Source organism: Nostoc sp. DSM 114159 (assembly GCF_053470285.1).
In genome coordinates this window covers 2,189,215-2,205,006 of the sequence record NZ_JBPFEH010000001.1, presented here as the reverse complement: position 1 = coordinate 2,205,006, position 15,792 = coordinate 2,189,215, and the positions used below count along the sequence as shown (strand labels likewise).

12 protein-coding genes are annotated in these 15,792 nt (G+C 41.9%); 6 read left to right on the top strand and 6 right to left on the bottom strand.

The features are described 5' to 3' along the window. Nucleotides 1-465: 465 nt before the first annotated feature. Together ACR5KR_RS08950 and ACR5KR_RS08945 are read right to left on the bottom strand one after the other, a co-directional pair. Nucleotides 466-1,176 carry a TIGR04283 family arsenosugar biosynthesis glycosyltransferase gene (locus tag ACR5KR_RS08950; protein WP_448266245.1) on the bottom strand — a complete coding sequence of 237 codons (711 nt, stop codon included), beginning with the start codon at nucleotides 1,174-1,176 and terminating at the stop codon, nucleotides 466-468. After that, on the bottom strand, nucleotides 1,173-1,571 hold the full coding sequence (locus ACR5KR_RS08945; protein ID WP_448266244.1) for a CU044_2847 family protein: 399 nt from the start codon (nucleotides 1,569-1,571) through the stop codon (nucleotides 1,173-1,175). Before ACR5KR_RS08945 ends, ACR5KR_RS08950 begins: the two co-directional genes overlap by 4 nt. A 290-nt stretch (nucleotides 1,572-1,861) precedes the next feature. Between ACR5KR_RS08945 and ACR5KR_RS08940 the strand changes: the two genes are divergently transcribed. From ACR5KR_RS08940 to ACR5KR_RS08920, 5 genes are all read left to right on the top strand, one after another. Then, nucleotides 1,862-4,852, top strand: a complete 2,991-nt coding sequence (locus ACR5KR_RS08940; RefSeq protein ID WP_448266243.1) for an nSTAND1 domain-containing NTPase — start codon at nucleotides 1,862-1,864, stop codon at nucleotides 4,850-4,852. 598 nt (nucleotides 4,853-5,450) lie between these two features. Next, the gene (locus ACR5KR_RS08935) at nucleotides 5,451-6,029 is read left to right on the top strand and encodes a Uma2 family endonuclease (RefSeq protein ID WP_448266242.1); all 579 of its coding nucleotides are present in this window, start codon (nucleotides 5,451-5,453) and stop codon (nucleotides 6,027-6,029) included. A 181-nt stretch (nucleotides 6,030-6,210) separates the two neighbouring features. Then, on the top strand, nucleotides 6,211-6,627 hold the full coding sequence (locus ACR5KR_RS08930; RefSeq protein WP_448266241.1) for a XisH family protein: 417 nt from the start codon (nucleotides 6,211-6,213) through the stop codon (nucleotides 6,625-6,627). Beyond that, nucleotides 6,615-6,956, top strand: a complete 342-nt coding sequence (locus ACR5KR_RS08925; protein WP_448266240.1) for a XisI protein — start codon at nucleotides 6,615-6,617, stop codon at nucleotides 6,954-6,956. The genes ACR5KR_RS08930 and ACR5KR_RS08925 overlap by 13 nt, the downstream gene beginning before the upstream one ends. Nucleotides 6,957-7,033: 77 nt before the next feature. Beyond that, complete coding sequence (locus ACR5KR_RS08920) at nucleotides 7,034-7,402, top strand: hypothetical protein (RefSeq protein WP_448266239.1); 369 nt, start codon at nucleotides 7,034-7,036, stop codon at nucleotides 7,400-7,402. A 437-nt stretch (nucleotides 7,403-7,839) separates the two neighbouring features. On the opposite strand, the gene ACR5KR_RS08915 is transcribed toward ACR5KR_RS08920, so the two are convergent. After that, nucleotides 7,840-8,832, bottom strand: a complete 993-nt coding sequence (locus ACR5KR_RS08915) for a DUF6745 domain-containing protein (RefSeq protein WP_448266238.1) — start codon at nucleotides 8,830-8,832, stop codon at nucleotides 7,840-7,842. Between the two features lie 76 nt (nucleotides 8,833-8,908). Here ACR5KR_RS08915 and ACR5KR_RS08910 point away from each other — a divergent pair, with 76 nt between their 5' ends. Next, a complete protein-coding gene (locus ACR5KR_RS08910; protein WP_448266237.1) occupies nucleotides 8,909-9,613 on the top strand; it encodes a Uma2 family endonuclease in 705 nt (234 codons plus the stop codon). A gap of 186 nt (nucleotides 9,614-9,799) precedes the next feature. On the opposite strand, the gene ACR5KR_RS08905 is transcribed toward ACR5KR_RS08910, so the two are convergent. The 3 genes from ACR5KR_RS08905 to ACR5KR_RS08895 form a co-directional block, all read right to left on the bottom strand. Next, complete coding sequence (locus ACR5KR_RS08905; protein ID WP_448266236.1) at nucleotides 9,800-11,296, bottom strand: aldehyde dehydrogenase family protein; 1,497 nt, start codon at nucleotides 11,294-11,296, stop codon at nucleotides 9,800-9,802. Between the two features lie 109 nt (nucleotides 11,297-11,405). After that, the gene (locus ACR5KR_RS08900; RefSeq protein WP_448266235.1) at nucleotides 11,406-12,128 is read right to left on the bottom strand and encodes a cyclase family protein; all 723 of its coding nucleotides are present in this window, start codon (nucleotides 12,126-12,128) and stop codon (nucleotides 11,406-11,408) included. Nucleotides 12,129-12,760: 632 nt separating this feature from the next. After that, nucleotides 12,761-15,625 (bottom strand): PAS domain S-box protein, encoded by a 2,865-nt coding sequence (locus ACR5KR_RS08895; protein ID WP_448266234.1) that lies wholly within the window; start codon nucleotides 15,623-15,625, stop codon nucleotides 12,761-12,763. Nucleotides 15,626-15,792: the final 167 nt, after the last annotated feature.

The window sequence follows — 15,792 nt, the reverse complement described above, 5'->3', positions numbered from 1 at the left end:
GCGTGTCTTTTGATTGGATTTTCCATCACCTTTTTCTCCCCACAACTCCTTCCCTTATTACTTTACTTGGACTTGTGTGTACACCGTAGCAATATATCGGGGGGATTAAGGGGGGTAATAATGTGATTTTAATCGCAACATACTACTTTTCAAGCATCCTTTCTGAAGCTCGACGTTGACCTTCTGAGGCTCGATGTTGACCTTCTGAAGCTCGACGTTGACCTTCTGAGGCTCGATGTTGACCTTCTGAGGCTCAACGTTGACCTTCTGAGGCTCAATGTTCACCTTCTGAGGCTCAATGTTCACCTTCTGAGGCTCGACGTTGACCTTCTGAGGCTCGACGTTGACCTTCTGAGGCTCGACGTTGACCTTTTGAGGCTCAACGTTGACTTTCTGAGGCTCAACTTTTAAATTTACACCTCAAATCCAATGCCCCTAAGATATAGCATTTACATGAAAAACAGCTTAAAGCCTCTTAAATTTTTCTCGGCGATACCAGCGACAAATTCGCTCAGGTGAAACGCCGAACAAATAAGCAATAATTACTATTTGATTAAGTAGCGTAGTTTTTAATACTCCCTTTTGCAACCATCTACGGGCTGAAGTGACAACTGGTGTGGGAATAATTACAATGCGTCCGATGCGTTTTAGACGACGCATGAGTTCAAAGTCTTCCATGATAGGCAATTCGGGAAAACTGCCTATTTTTTGAAATACTTCCTTTGTTAAAAAAATTGCTTGGTCGCCATAGGGCATTTGATAAAAATGCGATCGCACATTTACTCCCCACTCCACCCATCGTAAACTTAAAAGTGACGCATCAATCCGCAATTTAAAAGCACCAGCCACAATTCCAGGCTGTTGTAGTGCCGTGCGAATCATCTCATCAAACCCAGTTGGTAAACGGGTATCTGCATGGAGAAATAACAGAATCTCACCGCTAGCTGCTACAGCACCCGCGTTCATTTGCACAGCACGACCGGGAGATGATGAGATAACTTTGACATTTAAAGACTGAGCGATCGCTACAGTATCATCACTAGAGCCACCATCGATTACAATGACTTCTATATTTAGATTGGCTTGAGTAGTAGCAATGGCTTTTTTAATATTTCCTGCTTCATTAATAGCCGGAATAATAATAGAAATTTTAGCAGCGCCAATACTTTGACTCATGATTGCTGAGTTTGTTTTTCCGATTGGTCAGGAAATGAACACTCTACTGTTACCTTCAGATTGCTTTCAGCCGTGCCTTTAGTTATGTAAGGTATACCTGCTTCACCGCCAACTTTGATGCCAAATTCTAAAGTTACTTTATCAATATTAGCAACAGGGATTTTCTTAAAAGCATTAAGTGAATAAACAGTGTAAGCCCGAATTGTACCTTCAATCGCTTGAAAATTTTGCACTATCTGTTTTTGTGCAGCATCAGCATCCCATCCCTTATCAATTAGCGCTTCTTCTCCCTCTGGAGAAACTTCGATGTTAACTGGCGGTGCATCTATATTATCTGTAGCTTCAATGTAAATAATCGTGCCATCTTCTAAATAAATAGGTGTGAGTTGAGTCATGGAATAAATCTTGCTTAAAAGAATTAGGCGTAGGGTAGCACAGCTGACTTTTCACGGCATCTGGAAAACCTCTCTCTAAATCTCTCTCCTAAAAGGAGAGAGACTTTGAATTTCCCCCTTCCCGCATCGGGAAGGGGGTTAGGGGGTTAGGTTTTTCGTGGACTTTTTCACATAACGTGAAAAGTCAGGGTAGCACAGCTGTGCTACCTTACACATTTTTACGGAAAATGCGGTAAATTTCTTGTAGAAGCTGGAAATAATGCAACTAAACTATCATAAAGCTTGCTGATATGAGTCGAGACGCTTTGGTGGTGGGAATTAATACGTATGACCGCTTAAAGAGTCTTAATGCTCCTGCTGCCGATGGTGAAGCGATCGCTCAAATCTTACAACAATATGGGGAGTTTCGGGTAACGCGGCTACCAGCAGTCAAAGACAAGGAAAATGAGACGATTCGCATTGGTAAGCAAACTAAAGTTAGTTTAACTCAGTTAGAAAGAGCGATCGTCCAATTATTTAAGCCAGATGGAAAGCCGCCAGATACAGCGCTGCTGTATTTTTCTGGTCATGGTTTGCGGAAAAATCTAGGGATTCAGGAAGGCTTTTTAGCGACAAGTGAAGTCAACCCCGATGCGGGTAATTGGGGATTATCTTTGCAATGGCTGCGGCGACTGCTGCAAGAAAGTGAAGTAAGACAACAAATTGTGATTTTGGATTGCTGCTATAGCGGAGAAGTGCTAAATTTTGCAGAGGCAGATCCAGGCGATCGCGGTAAAGGAAGAGACAGGTGTTTTATTGCGGCTTCTCGTGATTTTGAAGTTGCTTTTGAAGAGATTAACAGCCAACACAGCGTTCTCACCGCCGCACTGCTTCAAGGTTTGGAACCAAAACAAGACCGTTGGGTGAGCAACTACACTTTAGTAGATTCGCTCAATCAACAATATCATCCCTTTCCCCAGCGTCCCATTTTTGCTAACTCTGGTGAAGCAATTAATCTCACCCGTAAATGGAATTCCTCTGTTGTTAACTCCACAGAACAAATATCAGCTATTTGTCCTTACAAAGGGTTATCTTATTTTGATTGCACAGAAGCAGATGCCAAATTATTTTATGGCAGAACAGCATTAACTGATGAATTATTAGAAAAAGTGCGATCGGGTAATTTCCTCGCTGTGTTGGGAGCATCAGGAAGTGGTAAGTCTAGTGTTGTCAGAGCCGGTTTACTTTATCAATTAAAGTTAGGACGTAGGTTATCAGGTAGCGATACTTGGCAGTTGAAAATATTTCGACCAGGGATTAACCCCTTACAAAATTTAGCACTGGCATTTGTAGAATCAGAATTATCAGATATTGAACGCGCATCACAATTAGCAAAAGCTGAAGAATTAATTGCCAAAGGCGCAGTTGGTTTAGGACAGTTGATTACTGCTAGCCAAACTCATCGCGTAGTGCTAGTGGTAGACCAATTTGAGGAAGCTTTTACTCAATGCCAAGACATTACAAAACGACAGCAGTTTTTTGAATGTGTGCTAGGTGCTTTGCAACGGGATGACAATAAACTCTGCCTAATAATCACAATGCGGGCTGATTTTTTTGGCAAATGTCTAGAACAAGAGTATGGTGGACTAGCTAAAAAAATTCAAGAGCGTTTAGTAACAGTAACACCGATGAATCGGGAGGAATTAGAAACAGCAATTATCAAACCGGCCCAACAGGTGAACTTAGCAGTAGAACCGGAATTAGTTTCTCAAATGATTGCAGATGTAGAAAATTCACCGGGAAGTTTACCGTTGTTGCAGTACACGCTAACAGAATTATGGCAGCAAAGAACTGAAGAACGGTTAACCCTGACTACATATAGCAAACTCGGTGGAGTCAGGGGAACCCTGCAAAAACGCGCTACAGAAGTTTATGAGTCATTATCACCAGAGGAACAGCAAGCAACCAAGCGAATTTTTTTAGAATTGACGCAGTTGGGAGAAGGAACAGAAGATACACGTAGACAGGTTGTACAACGAGATTTAGTTACTTCACAGCATCCAGAATTTGTGATTAATAGAATAATTCAACGGTTAGCTGATGAGAAGCTAGTTGTCACCAGTACCTTATCTAATCAAATTGCTGTGGTAGATGTGGCACATGAAGCGCTGATTCGCCATTGGTTGCTATTACGCAAATGGATTGAAGAAAGTCGGGACATACTGCGACAAAAGCGGAAAATTGAAGCAGCAGCTATTGAATGGCGAGATAGGGGAAAGGCGAAAGATTATCTACTTCAGGGGAAGCGGTTAAGAGAGGTAGTAGATTTTCAGAAGCAACAAACTGAGAACTTAAGATTATCTGACTTAGCTATTGAGTTTATTCAAGCAAGTGTCAGACAAAGACAGAATAATCGCTTTAGATCCGTTGGGTTTTTTTTAATTATTCCGCTGGTTGCGTCAGTAGTTCTGGGTATTGTAATTGAGAAACAGATTAGGATAAACCAACTTTGGCAGCAAGTAGATGCTATTAAAGGAAAAGAGTATAGTCGAGTAAGAATTCAAGCACTTGAAAAACTAGTCCAAGCTGGTGAGAGTCTAGCTAACACAGATTTCAGAGATGCCAACCTCCGCAGTGCCGACCTCAGCGGTGCCGACCTCAACGGTGCCAACCTCAGCAGTGCCAACCTCAGCAGTGCCAACCTCCGCAGTGCCGACCTCAGCGGTGCCGACCTCAACGGTGCCGACCTCAGCAGTGCCGACCTCAGCGGTACCAACCTCAGCGGTGTCAACCTTAGCAGCACCAACCTCCGCAGTGCCGACCTCAGCGGTGCCTACCTTAGCGGTGCCCACCTCAACGGTGCCGACCTCAGCGGTGCCTACCTCAGCGGTGCCCACCTCAACGGTGCCAACCTCAGCGGTGCCAACCTCAACGGTGCCAACCTCAACGGTGCCGACCTCCGCAGTGCCGACCTCCGCAGTGCCGACCTCCGCAGTGCCGACCTCCGCAGTGCCAACCTCTTCGGTGCCAACCTCTTCGGTGCCAACCTCCGCAGTGCCAACCTCCGCAGTGCCGACCTCCGCAGTGCCAACCTCAGCGGTGCCGACCTCCGCAGTGCCCACCTCAACGGTGCCGACCTCCGCAGTGCCGGCCTCAGCAGTGCCTACCTCAGCGGTGCCGACCTCAGCTTTGCCAGATACCTTACTCTTGAGCAAGTTAGATCTGCTTATACTTGGAACGAGGCAGAATATGACGAGGATTTTCGTGCCAAGCTCGGTTTACCACCAGAACCAGCTAAGTGAATACTTTGGGCTGCATTTTACTTCTACCCAATCTTGCAATACAACTTGATGCAAACTTTTTCTACATCATTATTCGATTAAAAGTAGTTGTTTTGCGATATTCTTTGCGCCTATGGGCAAAACAAAAAGATTTATTTGTCAGAGCGAGCAAAGCGATCAGAGATTGCTTTGCTGGCAATGAGTTTTTATAATTAAGCGATCGCACAGCTAATCTGAGAAAATGGTATCAAAGAGCGATGCCTGCGGCGGGCTACGCCAACGCTGTTTTCAGAGATTGCTTTACTGGCAATGAATTTTTATAATTAAGCAATCGCACCAAACAAAGACAAACCCTACATCTAGTTTGAAAAAATGGTGTTAAAGAGCGATCGCTCTTTATCGGAGATTGCTTTGCTAGCAATGAGTTTTTATAATTAGGCGATCGCACCAAACAAAGACGAACCCTGCATCTAGTTTGAAAAAATGGTGTTCAAGAGCGATGCCTGGGTTGTGCTACGCCTACGCTGGACTCTGAAATTCATTACTAAGATGTCTTGATACAATTAGTTTGTGGTAAAAAGCTTCATTAAATTTTGATGTCATCCCCAATATAGTTACTATGACAGCGATCGCCATCAACTTAAACCCCATCATCCAACTTACCGACAATCAATTTTATCAGTTGTGTCGTGAAAACCCTGAAATCAAATTTGAACGCAATGCAAGGGGAGAACTTCTAATCATGCCACCCACAGGCGGAGAGACTGGAAATCGTAATATTGAAATTGCGGCAGATTTTGTGATTTGGAATCGTCAAACTCAACTAGGAATTTGCTTCGATTCTTCCACTTGCTTTAAATTGCCTAATGGTGCAAACCGTTCTCCTGATGTCGCTTGGATTAGAAAAGAACGATGGGATACACTTACACCTGAAGAGCAAGAAAAGTTTCCACCTATTGCACCAGACTTCGTTTTAGAGTTAATGTCAGCCAGCGATTCTTTGAAAGAAACCCAAGAGAAAATGCAGGAATATATCGATAACGGGGTTAAATTAGGTTGGTTAATTAATTCAAAATTACGTCAGGTAGAAATCTACCGTCTTGGTCAACCAGTGGAAATATTAGAACATCCAAAAGAATTATTAGGTGAAGATATTTTACCAGGATTTACTTTAAATTTAGCAATAATCTGGAGATAAATATTAATTTATGACAGCATCAAAAAGCGATGCCTGCGGTATTTGCTAGCCAACGCAACACTCAAAGATTGCTTTGCTGGCAATGAGTTTTTATAATTAGGCGATCGCAAACATAACCGCCCTTAGTAAAATTATATTAACTAGTCTCAATAGTTACTTTGTCTGAATTATCAGGGAGAAAATGCCAGCAAAAGATATATACCATGATGCAGTTAAAAATGCCTTAATTAAGGATGGTTGGATAATTACAGCCGATCCTTATCCAATAAAATATGAAGAAGTTAAATTGTTTGCCGATTTGGCTGGTGAAAAAACTATTGCAGCTAGTAGAGAAGGAAAACAAATTGTTATTGAAATTAAAAGTTTTCTCAGCCGTTCTCCTATGCGTGATTTTGAAACCGCATTAGGTCAGTATCTCATTTATAAAGCTCTACTTTCTATTGAATATTCCGAGCAAGAATTATATTTGGCGATAGGAGAAGTAATTTATGAAGATTTCTTCCAAAAAGTTGCAATTCAACTAATTTTGGCAAAGTATCAAGTTTATTTATTAGTTATTAATATGAAGAAAGAGGAGATTGTGAAATGGATAAGTTAACTCAATACCAAAATCTAATCAAGCAAATATTAACAGAGTATCAAAGAATATCTTCACAAGTAACTATTGTTGATGTGGATGAAGTATTAATGTTTGATGATGAAAGAAGTCAATATTTGTGGTTCAATATTGGTTGGAAACAAGGGAAAAGAGTTAAAGGAATTTCTGTCTATATTCGCATTAAAAATGAAAAAATTTACATCGAAGAAGATTTGACTGAAGAAGGAATGGCAACTGAGTTAATGAATTTAGGTGTTCCTGCAAGCGATATTGTCTTGGCTTTTCAGCCTCCCGAAGTGAGGAAATATACTGAGTTTGCAACAGTTTAAAGATTATTTTCTCCTACTAGCGCGGCTGAAAGCGGTTTATTAAAGCATCTAGTTTGAAAAAATGCCATCAAAGAGCGATGCCTGCGGTATTTGCTAGCCAACGCAACACTCAGAGATTGCTTTGTTGGCAACGAGTTTTTATAATTAGGCGATCGCACCAAACAAAAACCAACCCTGAAGTCACTCCCATCAACTCTGTAGTTACTCCCGTCAACTCTGTAGTGACTTTCGTCAACCCTGTAGTCACTCCCGTCAACTCTGTAGTGACTTTCGTCAGCCCTGTAGTCACTCCCGTCAACCCTGTAGTGGCTTTCGTCAACTCTGTAGTCACTCCCGTCAACTCTGTAGTGACTTTCGTCAACTCTGTAGTCACTCCCGTCAACCCTGTAGTGACTTTCGTCAACTCTGTAGTCACTCCCGTCAACTCTGCATCTAATCTAACGTGAGTTCGATGAACCTCTCCCCAACCCCTCTCCGAGGCGGAGAGGGGCAGAAATATTTTTAGTTGACAATGAAAAAATTAGGGTTTCAAAGCCTCTCGAAGAGTGGGGGAGAGGAATGGAAGTGGGGTTTTTAGAGCCGTCGAACTCACGTTAATCTGAAAAAATGCCATCAAACAGCGATGCCTGCGGTATTTGCTAGCCAACGCTTGACTCGGAAATTTGACAGTCGCTACTAGCGCGGCTGAAAGCACCCAAGAATTAGTAATAACTTGCGAGACCAAATTGAAAATAATGATAATTGCCTAAGTATTGCCAGTGTTTGGGAAATGGTAATCAAACACAGTATTGGCATCAGCTTTAATTTAAATTTTTCTGAGTTTGTCGAACAATTTTGTCGAACAACAAATAATTATGAAATAGCTTATTCTCACTCATGACTTTTAAGTTTTGCGTTGGTTTACCCAGCGTGCCGCCTCAATAGCAGATGTGAACCGCATAGACACTCCAAAAACTCGCACTTCTCCCGTATGCGGATTTGTTACTTTAAGGAACTGCTTAGGCCGGACATTAATTCCTTCTTCAACGGTACGTAACAATTTGTATTCTTCCCAAGAGTCAATTTCGACTGCGTTCATTTTTTCAAATAACTTTGTCCAGGCGAGATCGTCGAGTTTACGCTTGCGTTGTAGGATTATTTTACCGTGATGTGCATTCAGGCTATACCCATCTGTAAAGGCTACGGCAGGTGTATTTTCACCGTAGAGATGGTTGTTGCTATCAATATTAATTGTGGTGCAATGGTTGGAAATAATCGCGATATTTTTAAAGAAGAAAGTCCAGCCGCAATTTTTAACAAAATCTTCTAAAATGAATAGTTGGTTTTCAAATTGCTGGTAGTTGAAACTCTGAATACAAAAGTCAAAATAACTGCATCCTGCAATTAAAATTTCCGGTTTGCGACAAGAAGAGAATATATCTTTAATCAACTGGCTATTGCGTTTACCAAAATGTTCCTCCAAAACATCTCCCCATTGTATTTCTAACTGTTCTTGGAGTAATTTGGCATATTCTTTTGCCAGATGATTGTCAAACAAAGAATGTAAATTTGTTTGTAAATCAACGGGTAATCGCGTGAGCAAATATGATTGCAACTTACTGTAGATTTTACTCCAGTGGGAACTATCTATAGCATCACCCAGAATTGTCTGAGATTCAACTTTGAGCAAATTCCAGATGTACTCGAACCCAGCGTTAGGGCTATCAACGATAATTATTTCAGGTTCAGTGAGTTCGAGTGCAGTATATATTGCTCGAACTGCATCCGTAGCCTGTTGTTGGTTGATGGGTTCGGTAGATAGTCCAATGTGTTGCCATTTTTCTCGACATCGGGATATGAATGCACGTTGTTCTGGTGTCAGGTAGTCGGCGGACATAGCAGGTATGCGAAATAGTGGCTATCTTGTATTAAAGCAGATTATTTGATTTGGTTAATGAATCGAAAAGTCCTGTATGTATAATTACAATCCCTTAGATTGCCTACCTTCATCGGCGGAATTACCAGATTCTGATGATACCCCTGTGGATAACGAACTACAAATATTAATTCCTAATTTATTGTTAGCCATCTTAGCCTCGATTTGGCAAACTCGTGATGACTGGTTTTTCGGTATCAACATGGGAATTTACTATACACCATTACAACCTGCTATAGTCCCCGATGGGTTTTTGAGTTTAGGTGTTGAACGTTTTGTTGGAGAAAACGGACGTTCTAGTTACGTTTTCTGGGAAGAAGAAGGAATTACGCCCATTTTAGCTTTAGAGGTGGTTTCTCAAACCTACAATGGCGAATATGAACAAAAGAAAATAGATTATGCTCAATTAGGCATTTTATATTACGTCATTTATGCACCAACGCGGCTACGTCGTAAGCGTCAACGTTTAGAAGTTTATCGCTTAATTGAAGGTAAGTACACTTTACAACTCGGCGATCAAATTTGGATGCCAGAAATTGGTTTAGGGATTGGACGAGAACAGGGTACTTATCAAGGAAGAACACGAGAATGGCTATTTTGGTATGACCAAGATGGTAACAGATACCAAACTCCAGAAGAAATAAACGCACAACAGCAACAACAGCTAGAACAAACTCAGCAGCAGTTTCAAGAACTTTTAGCCAAATTACAACAACAAGGAATTGACCCAAATTTACTATAGACCTCTTGCAAAAATATATTTTTGCACTCTCAGGGTAAAGGGTAAAGGAAAAGTATTTTGAGTTTCTTTACCCTTTTCCCCTTCACCTTTACCCCGACAAATGCCAAGAATTCTTATGAAATACCCCTGGCTTAAACTTTCGCACAGCCAGGGGTAGTTAATTATCTGAAGTGTATTTGCAAACAATTAACTGCGATTATCTATCTGAGCGCGTTGCAAACTTCCAGAGAAGTCAACATAAACACTTTTCCATTCTGTGAAAACATCCATTGCAGTAGTTCCAGCTTCGCGGTGTCCGTTACCGGTTTGTTTCACACCACCAAAGGGTAAGTGTACCTCTGCACCAATAGTCGGGCCGTTAATATAGGTGATACCTGCTTCGATGTCGCGCATAGCAGTAAAAGCCCGATTGATATCGCGGGTGTAAACTGAAGAAGAAAGACCATAATTGCTATCGTTGAGAATTGCGATCGCATCCTCAAAGGAGCTAACCTCAATTAATGCCACCACTGGCCCAAATATCTCTTCACGAGCAACTCGCATATCAGGAGTTACATCATCCAAAATAGTTGGTTGAAAGAAGTAACCGTTTTTTAATGAGCCTTCACTAGCGATTTCCCCACCAATTAAAACCTTTGCTCCTTCCTCACGAGCGATATCCAAATACTTCCTCACCTGTTTGAGTTGCTTTTCATTGACTATCGGGCCAATATCTGTATCAGAGTCAGTGCCAGCACCCAAGCGTAACTTACTGGTACGCTCATAAAGCATAGCGGTAAATTTTTCCTTGATATCACGATGCAAAATCAGCCGACTAGTAGCCGTACACCGTTGCCCAGTTGTGCCAAACGCTCCCCACACTGCCCCATCGAGAGCAAGTTCTAAATCGGCATCTTCCATCACCACTTGAGCATTTTTACCACCCATTTCCAAACAGACACGTTTGTGAGTGCGTCCGCAAGTCGCGCCGACAAAAGCACCCGTTTCTGAAGAACCAGTAAAAGATACTAAATCAACATTGGGATGCTCAACTAAAGCTTTCCCCGCCTCTTCTCCCACACCATGCACCAAGTTAATTACTCCTGGTGGTAAACCTGCTTGTTGAAAAATTTCAATCAATTTAGTTGCACAAGCAGAAGTATCTTCAGCAGGTTTGAGAATAACTGTATTGCCACATACCAAGGCTGGCATAGCTTTCCAGCAAGGAATTGCCACCGGGAAATTCCAGGGAGTAATTAAGGCACAGACTCCGATGGGCATCCGTACAGTCATGGCAAATTTATTGGACATTTCCGAAGGTGTGGTTTGCCCAAATAGTCGCCGTCCTTCGCCAGCACTGTAAAAGGCGCAGTCAATACCTTCTTGGACATCTCCCCTAGCTTCCGTCAAGGGTTTACCCATTTCCCGACTGATTAATTGGGCAAGTTCTTCTTTATGCTGGAGTAATATTTCCCCAACGCGAAAGATGTATTCTGCCCTCGCTGGGGCCGGAACTTTGCGCCAACTGCGGTAGGCTTTACGGGCGGCGGCTACCGCTGTATCTACATCCTGAACTTGAGAACGGGGAAATGTGGCTACGACTTCGGTTTTGTCAGCAGGGTTGCGACTTTCTAGGGTTGCTTCTCCTACAGCACTCAACCATTGACCGTCTATATAATTACGGCAAGATAGCGGAGTTGTCATTTGGAAAATCTCCGATGATCCACTGAAACTTGTGTATTAAGTTTGCTTGCTTTCTAGGTTATCCTCAAGTTTAGGAAATTGGCGCGATCGGCAAATATCGATATAAAAATTAAGGCACGAACGCCAACACCCCCACAGGAGAACCAGAACCACCACGTAACCTAAGAACTGCGATCGCTAGAGTAGTACCTTTCGGTGGCAGTTGATCCAAATTTGTTAGATTCTCCAACACAATGCGCGGTTGTTCTAAAACTAGGCGGTTAATCGCAAAACTGTTATCCTGTCCGGGGTCTACACCATGAGTATCAATTCCTACCCCAACTATTTGCCGTTCATCAAGCAAAAATTGAGTGGCATCGCTGCCAAATCCCGGAAAGTGGGGAATCCCTTGAGCATCATGATTGAGGAATGCACTTTTATCCGACCACTTTTTTTGCCAACCAGTATTCAATATAACTACACAACCAGGAGAAATTTCACCGTATTCTTTTTCCCAAGCTAAAACATCAGCAATAGTCAAAGCATAATCAGGATTAACTGCTGTGGCTTGGCAAACGTTTATAACCACCGCAGGTACAATTAAAGACTGGGCTGGATATTGGTCAATTCCTACAGCAGAACTATGAAAACTATTAGGGGCGTTGATATGGGTAGCACTATGTTCCCCCAAGGAGAAACGCCGCAAGTAATAACCATCATTATTGAGTTCAGCCACAGTTTCAAATTCTACTGTGGGATCTCCAGACCATTGGGGAATATCTATGTCAATTACATGACTTAGGTGGATAACGCGTGTATAGGTGATACTATTTTGACTTTGGGGTTGTATCATCCCAGCCTTCTATTTTATTTGTACTCAGAGATTTTTCTGTTCGGTGCGTAGTGGCGTGGCAAGGCTAAAATAGTGCATAAAATTTAGCTCTTGTGGGGTGGGCATCTTGCCCGCCCGGACGGGTAAGGACACCCGTCCCACAAGAAAATTTATTGCAACATTTAAGGCTTGCCACGCCAGTAGGTGCAGTTCATTATGTACATTAGACCTCTTGCAAAAATATGTTTTTGCACTCTTAGGGAAAAGGTTTTGGTTAAAGGGAAAGGATTTTGAGTTTCTTTACCCTTTTACGCTTGCCCTTTACCCCGACAAATGCCAAGAAGTCTATTGTCTGGATTGGCTATGCCTACGCAAAGATAGTACTACCATTACAACGTTTTTCAAACCTAATTTCCTATATTAGAATAAATAATCCCCTCAATTCCTGTAAATTTTAGGTTATTGAGGGGGTTAAAATGTTGCAGCAAAAAGTGAGTTGATCTTAGTTAACAACTATTAGGTTAAGCTTTGATTAAGTTTAGATTAAGATTACACATATCGAGAAATTAAATATGCGTTATCCAGAACCCTTCTAGAGACGTAACAGTGCTACATCTCTACATTTTTTCACTTTTATCTCTATTGCGTGATATCTAGGTTGAGGGTTCTTGCTTTAGTGGAATCATTACAACAAACTCGGCTCCTTCTCCTGGTGCTGAAATACAATGGATCTTTCCACCGTGTTTTTGGACTACAATTTGGTAGCTAATTGATAATCCCATACCTGTACCTTTACCCACAGGTTTTGTCGTGAAGAAGGGGTCAAATAGGCGTTTGCGTACTTCCTCACTCATCCCAGGGCCATTGTCAGCAATGCTAATGATTACATAGTCTTTTTGGATGAGGCTGCGAATGTAAATTTGTGGGAAAGTCATTTGTTCAGTGTTGTTTGCTAATGATATAGGCGCAACTCTTGGAGACGCTACGCAAACGCCTTTTTGCGGGGTATGACTATTGATATAGGCGCTTCGCCTTCCCACAGAGTATGACTCTTCTAAAGCATCGATCGCATTTGTCAACACATTCATAAACACCTGATTCATCTGTCCGGCGTGACAGACTACTGGTGGTAGATTGCCGTAGTCTCGAATTACTTGGATTTCGGGATGTCCTGGTTTGGCTTTGAGGCGATTTTGCAATAGCAGTAAAGTGCTATCCATTCCTTCATGAATATCCACTGCTTTTGTACCGTCTTCATCAAGGCGAGAAAAATTGCGTAAAGATAGGACAATCTGCCGAATGCGTTCAGATCCCATCTTCATCGACTCCAGAATTTTGGGTAAATCTTGCTTGAGAAATTCCAAATCAATGGTATTAATTTGTCGATCGATCTCTGGTGTTGGTAGGCAGTAGCTTTGTTGATAAAGTTCTACTAATTGCAGCAAATCCTTAGTATATTCACTGGCGTGGCTAATATTGCCGTAGATGAAATTGACAGGATTATTGATTTCGTGGGCAATACCTGCAACCAATTGTCCTAAACTGGACATTTTTTCAGTTTGAATTAGTTGCGTTTGAGTTTGTTGAAGTTCTAGCAGTGCTGCTTCTAGTTGCTGGGCTTTGTCTTGGGCAGTTTGGGCGGTAATGCGACTTTGGTTGTAAAGTTTAGCTTGGTCAATGGCGATCGCTAGTTGAACTGTAACTGCTTGTAGTAATTCTACTTCGTTGTTCTGCCAAGGACGAAAGCCACTACAATAACCACAGCTAAATACACCAATTTCACCAGATTGGGTGTGTACAGGCAGCGCCATAAAAGCAGTAAAACCAAAATCCTGCAAAAATTGCTCTGCTATGGAATCGCCCACAGTCTCAGTATCATCAATGCGGATGATTTCTCCGTTCAAGGTTTTAGCTGCGATTAGTTTGATTTCGGCATGAGTTGCTTCTTGTTGGTTAAGTAGACACGGTAAAAAGGAACTTTTCGCCTCATAAACTCTTTCCCAGTATGGTACATCAGCGTCTTGCCGATACCAAAAGAAGACGCAGCGATCGATCTGGAATAAGTTGCGAATCTCCTGTACTGCGGTTTCCACAATGTAATTGAGATCCAAAGAAGCTCGAATTTGGCTAGAAAGACGATTGAGGAGTGCTTCTCGCTGGGCGCTTTCTCTGAGTGCAATTTCTGCTTCTTTACGGTCAGTGGTGTCATAGCAAATACCAACGAAGTACAAAATATTGCCATTAGCGTCTTTAATAGCAGATGAGTTGCTTGTATGCCATCGCCAATTACCATTTTTGTGTTGGACTCGATATTCGATTGGTTTTTGTTTTTCGCTTGTTGTCAAAATTCTTTGAAAATAATCGACACAAATATGCACATCGTCAGGATGTATAAAAGGAATAAAAGATTTGCCTTCAACCTCTGCAATTTCATGCCCAAAGATTTCAGTCCAATTAGGAGAAACGTAGGAAAATATCCCTTCAAGTGTCAGCGCAAAAATAACGTTGTTGGCATTTTCTACAATGCTGCGGAACTTGGCATCACTTTCTATTAAAGCTGCTTGGATGTTGTCGCTGGTGTCGCGAACAAGAACTATAATTTGCTGGTCTGGTAATGGTAATAACCTAGCTGCAAAATTCTTGTTTTCTCCTGGTTGCGGTAAGGTATATTCAAAACTGACTTCATATTGAGTTTCAAGTACTTGATTTATTGCTTGATGGAAGCGATCGCTGACAGCAGTCGGTAAGCATTCGTGCAAACTCTTGCCCTGACAATCTTCTGGTGAAATATACAGACTCTCCATCAACCCTTGCTTGTAATCCAGAATACTTCCAGCAGCATCAATGCGAAAGTAGGAATCAGGAAGTACTTGCAAAATCGCGGCAAATTCTGAGGTTTTTTGGCGTAACTCTGCTTCAATTGCTTGGCGTTTGCTAATTTCGGCTTGCAGTTGCTCTAATGCTTTTGCTAATTCTGTTGCCCGCTCTTCTTCAGTAATTTTACGTAGGTAACGAGAGGAATTTGTCGATAGCGAGCAGCTTTCTGTTAGGGAAGGTTGACCGATCCCGATCGGCACTTCTGTTAGATCGATACAATAACCGATGTAACCGACAAAGCTACCATCTGCCGCAAATCGTGGCGCGGCTGTATCTAAAATCCAGCGATATTCACCATCAGCTCGACGCAGGCGATATTGCCTCTGGAAGGAATCATACGTCACAAATGCTCTCAGGTATATATCTTCACATCGCTGTCTATCTTCTGGATGGACGCTGCCAGTCCAAATATTGCCTATTTCCTCTGCTCGCGCAGATGCAGACGCGGCTTTTGTGAGATGTGTTCCAGTAAATTTCAGCCAATTAGAATTGAAGTAACAGTAAAGTGCATTACATCGAGACATCCAAATCATCAGAGGAGCAATATCCGCCTGCTGGCAGAATCCTTTTTCATCCTGTTGTATCTCTTCCTCTTCAACTATGATTTGCTTAACGTAGCTCTGCACCTTTTTAGAAAACACTTTTGCCTGCCTGCTCTGCCTAAATTATTAAGGTAATGTGCTGAAAATACAATTTCTTAATACATGGATATAATCTTGTTTATGCCAACCTGCTAACGATCTTAATACTTTATTTATTTTTCTATATGCAGTAATTCCTCTTTTAGTGTAAATAAATTGAAAAAATG

Coding starts and splice junctions, on each gene's coding strand:
- ACR5KR_RS08950 (WP_448266245.1), bottom strand. CDS start 1,176: ATGAGTCAAAGTATTGGCGCTGCTAAAATTTCTATTATTATTCCGGCT.
- ACR5KR_RS08945 (WP_448266244.1), bottom strand. CDS start 1,571: ATGACTCAACTCACACCTATTTATTTAGAAGATGGCACGATTATTTAC.
- ACR5KR_RS08940 (WP_448266243.1), top strand. CDS start 1,862: ATGAGTCGAGACGCTTTGGTGGTGGGAATTAATACGTATGACCGCTTA.
- ACR5KR_RS08935 (WP_448266242.1), top strand. CDS start 5,451: ATGACAGCGATCGCCATCAACTTAAACCCCATCATCCAACTTACCGAC.
- ACR5KR_RS08930 (WP_448266241.1), top strand. CDS start 6,211: ATGCCAGCAAAAGATATATACCATGATGCAGTTAAAAATGCCTTAATT.
- ACR5KR_RS08925 (WP_448266240.1), top strand. CDS start 6,615: ATGGATAAGTTAACTCAATACCAAAATCTAATCAAGCAAATATTAACA.
- ACR5KR_RS08920 (WP_448266239.1), top strand. CDS start 7,034: ATGCCTGCGGTATTTGCTAGCCAACGCAACACTCAGAGATTGCTTTGT.
- ACR5KR_RS08915 (WP_448266238.1), bottom strand. CDS start 8,832: ATGTCCGCCGACTACCTGACACCAGAACAACGTGCATTCATATCCCGA.
- ACR5KR_RS08910 (WP_448266237.1), top strand. CDS start 8,909: ATGTATAATTACAATCCCTTAGATTGCCTACCTTCATCGGCGGAATTA.
- ACR5KR_RS08905 (WP_448266236.1), bottom strand. CDS start 11,296: ATGACAACTCCGCTATCTTGCCGTAATTATATAGACGGTCAATGGTTG.
- ACR5KR_RS08900 (WP_448266235.1), bottom strand. CDS start 12,128: ATGATACAACCCCAAAGTCAAAATAGTATCACCTATACACGCGTTATC.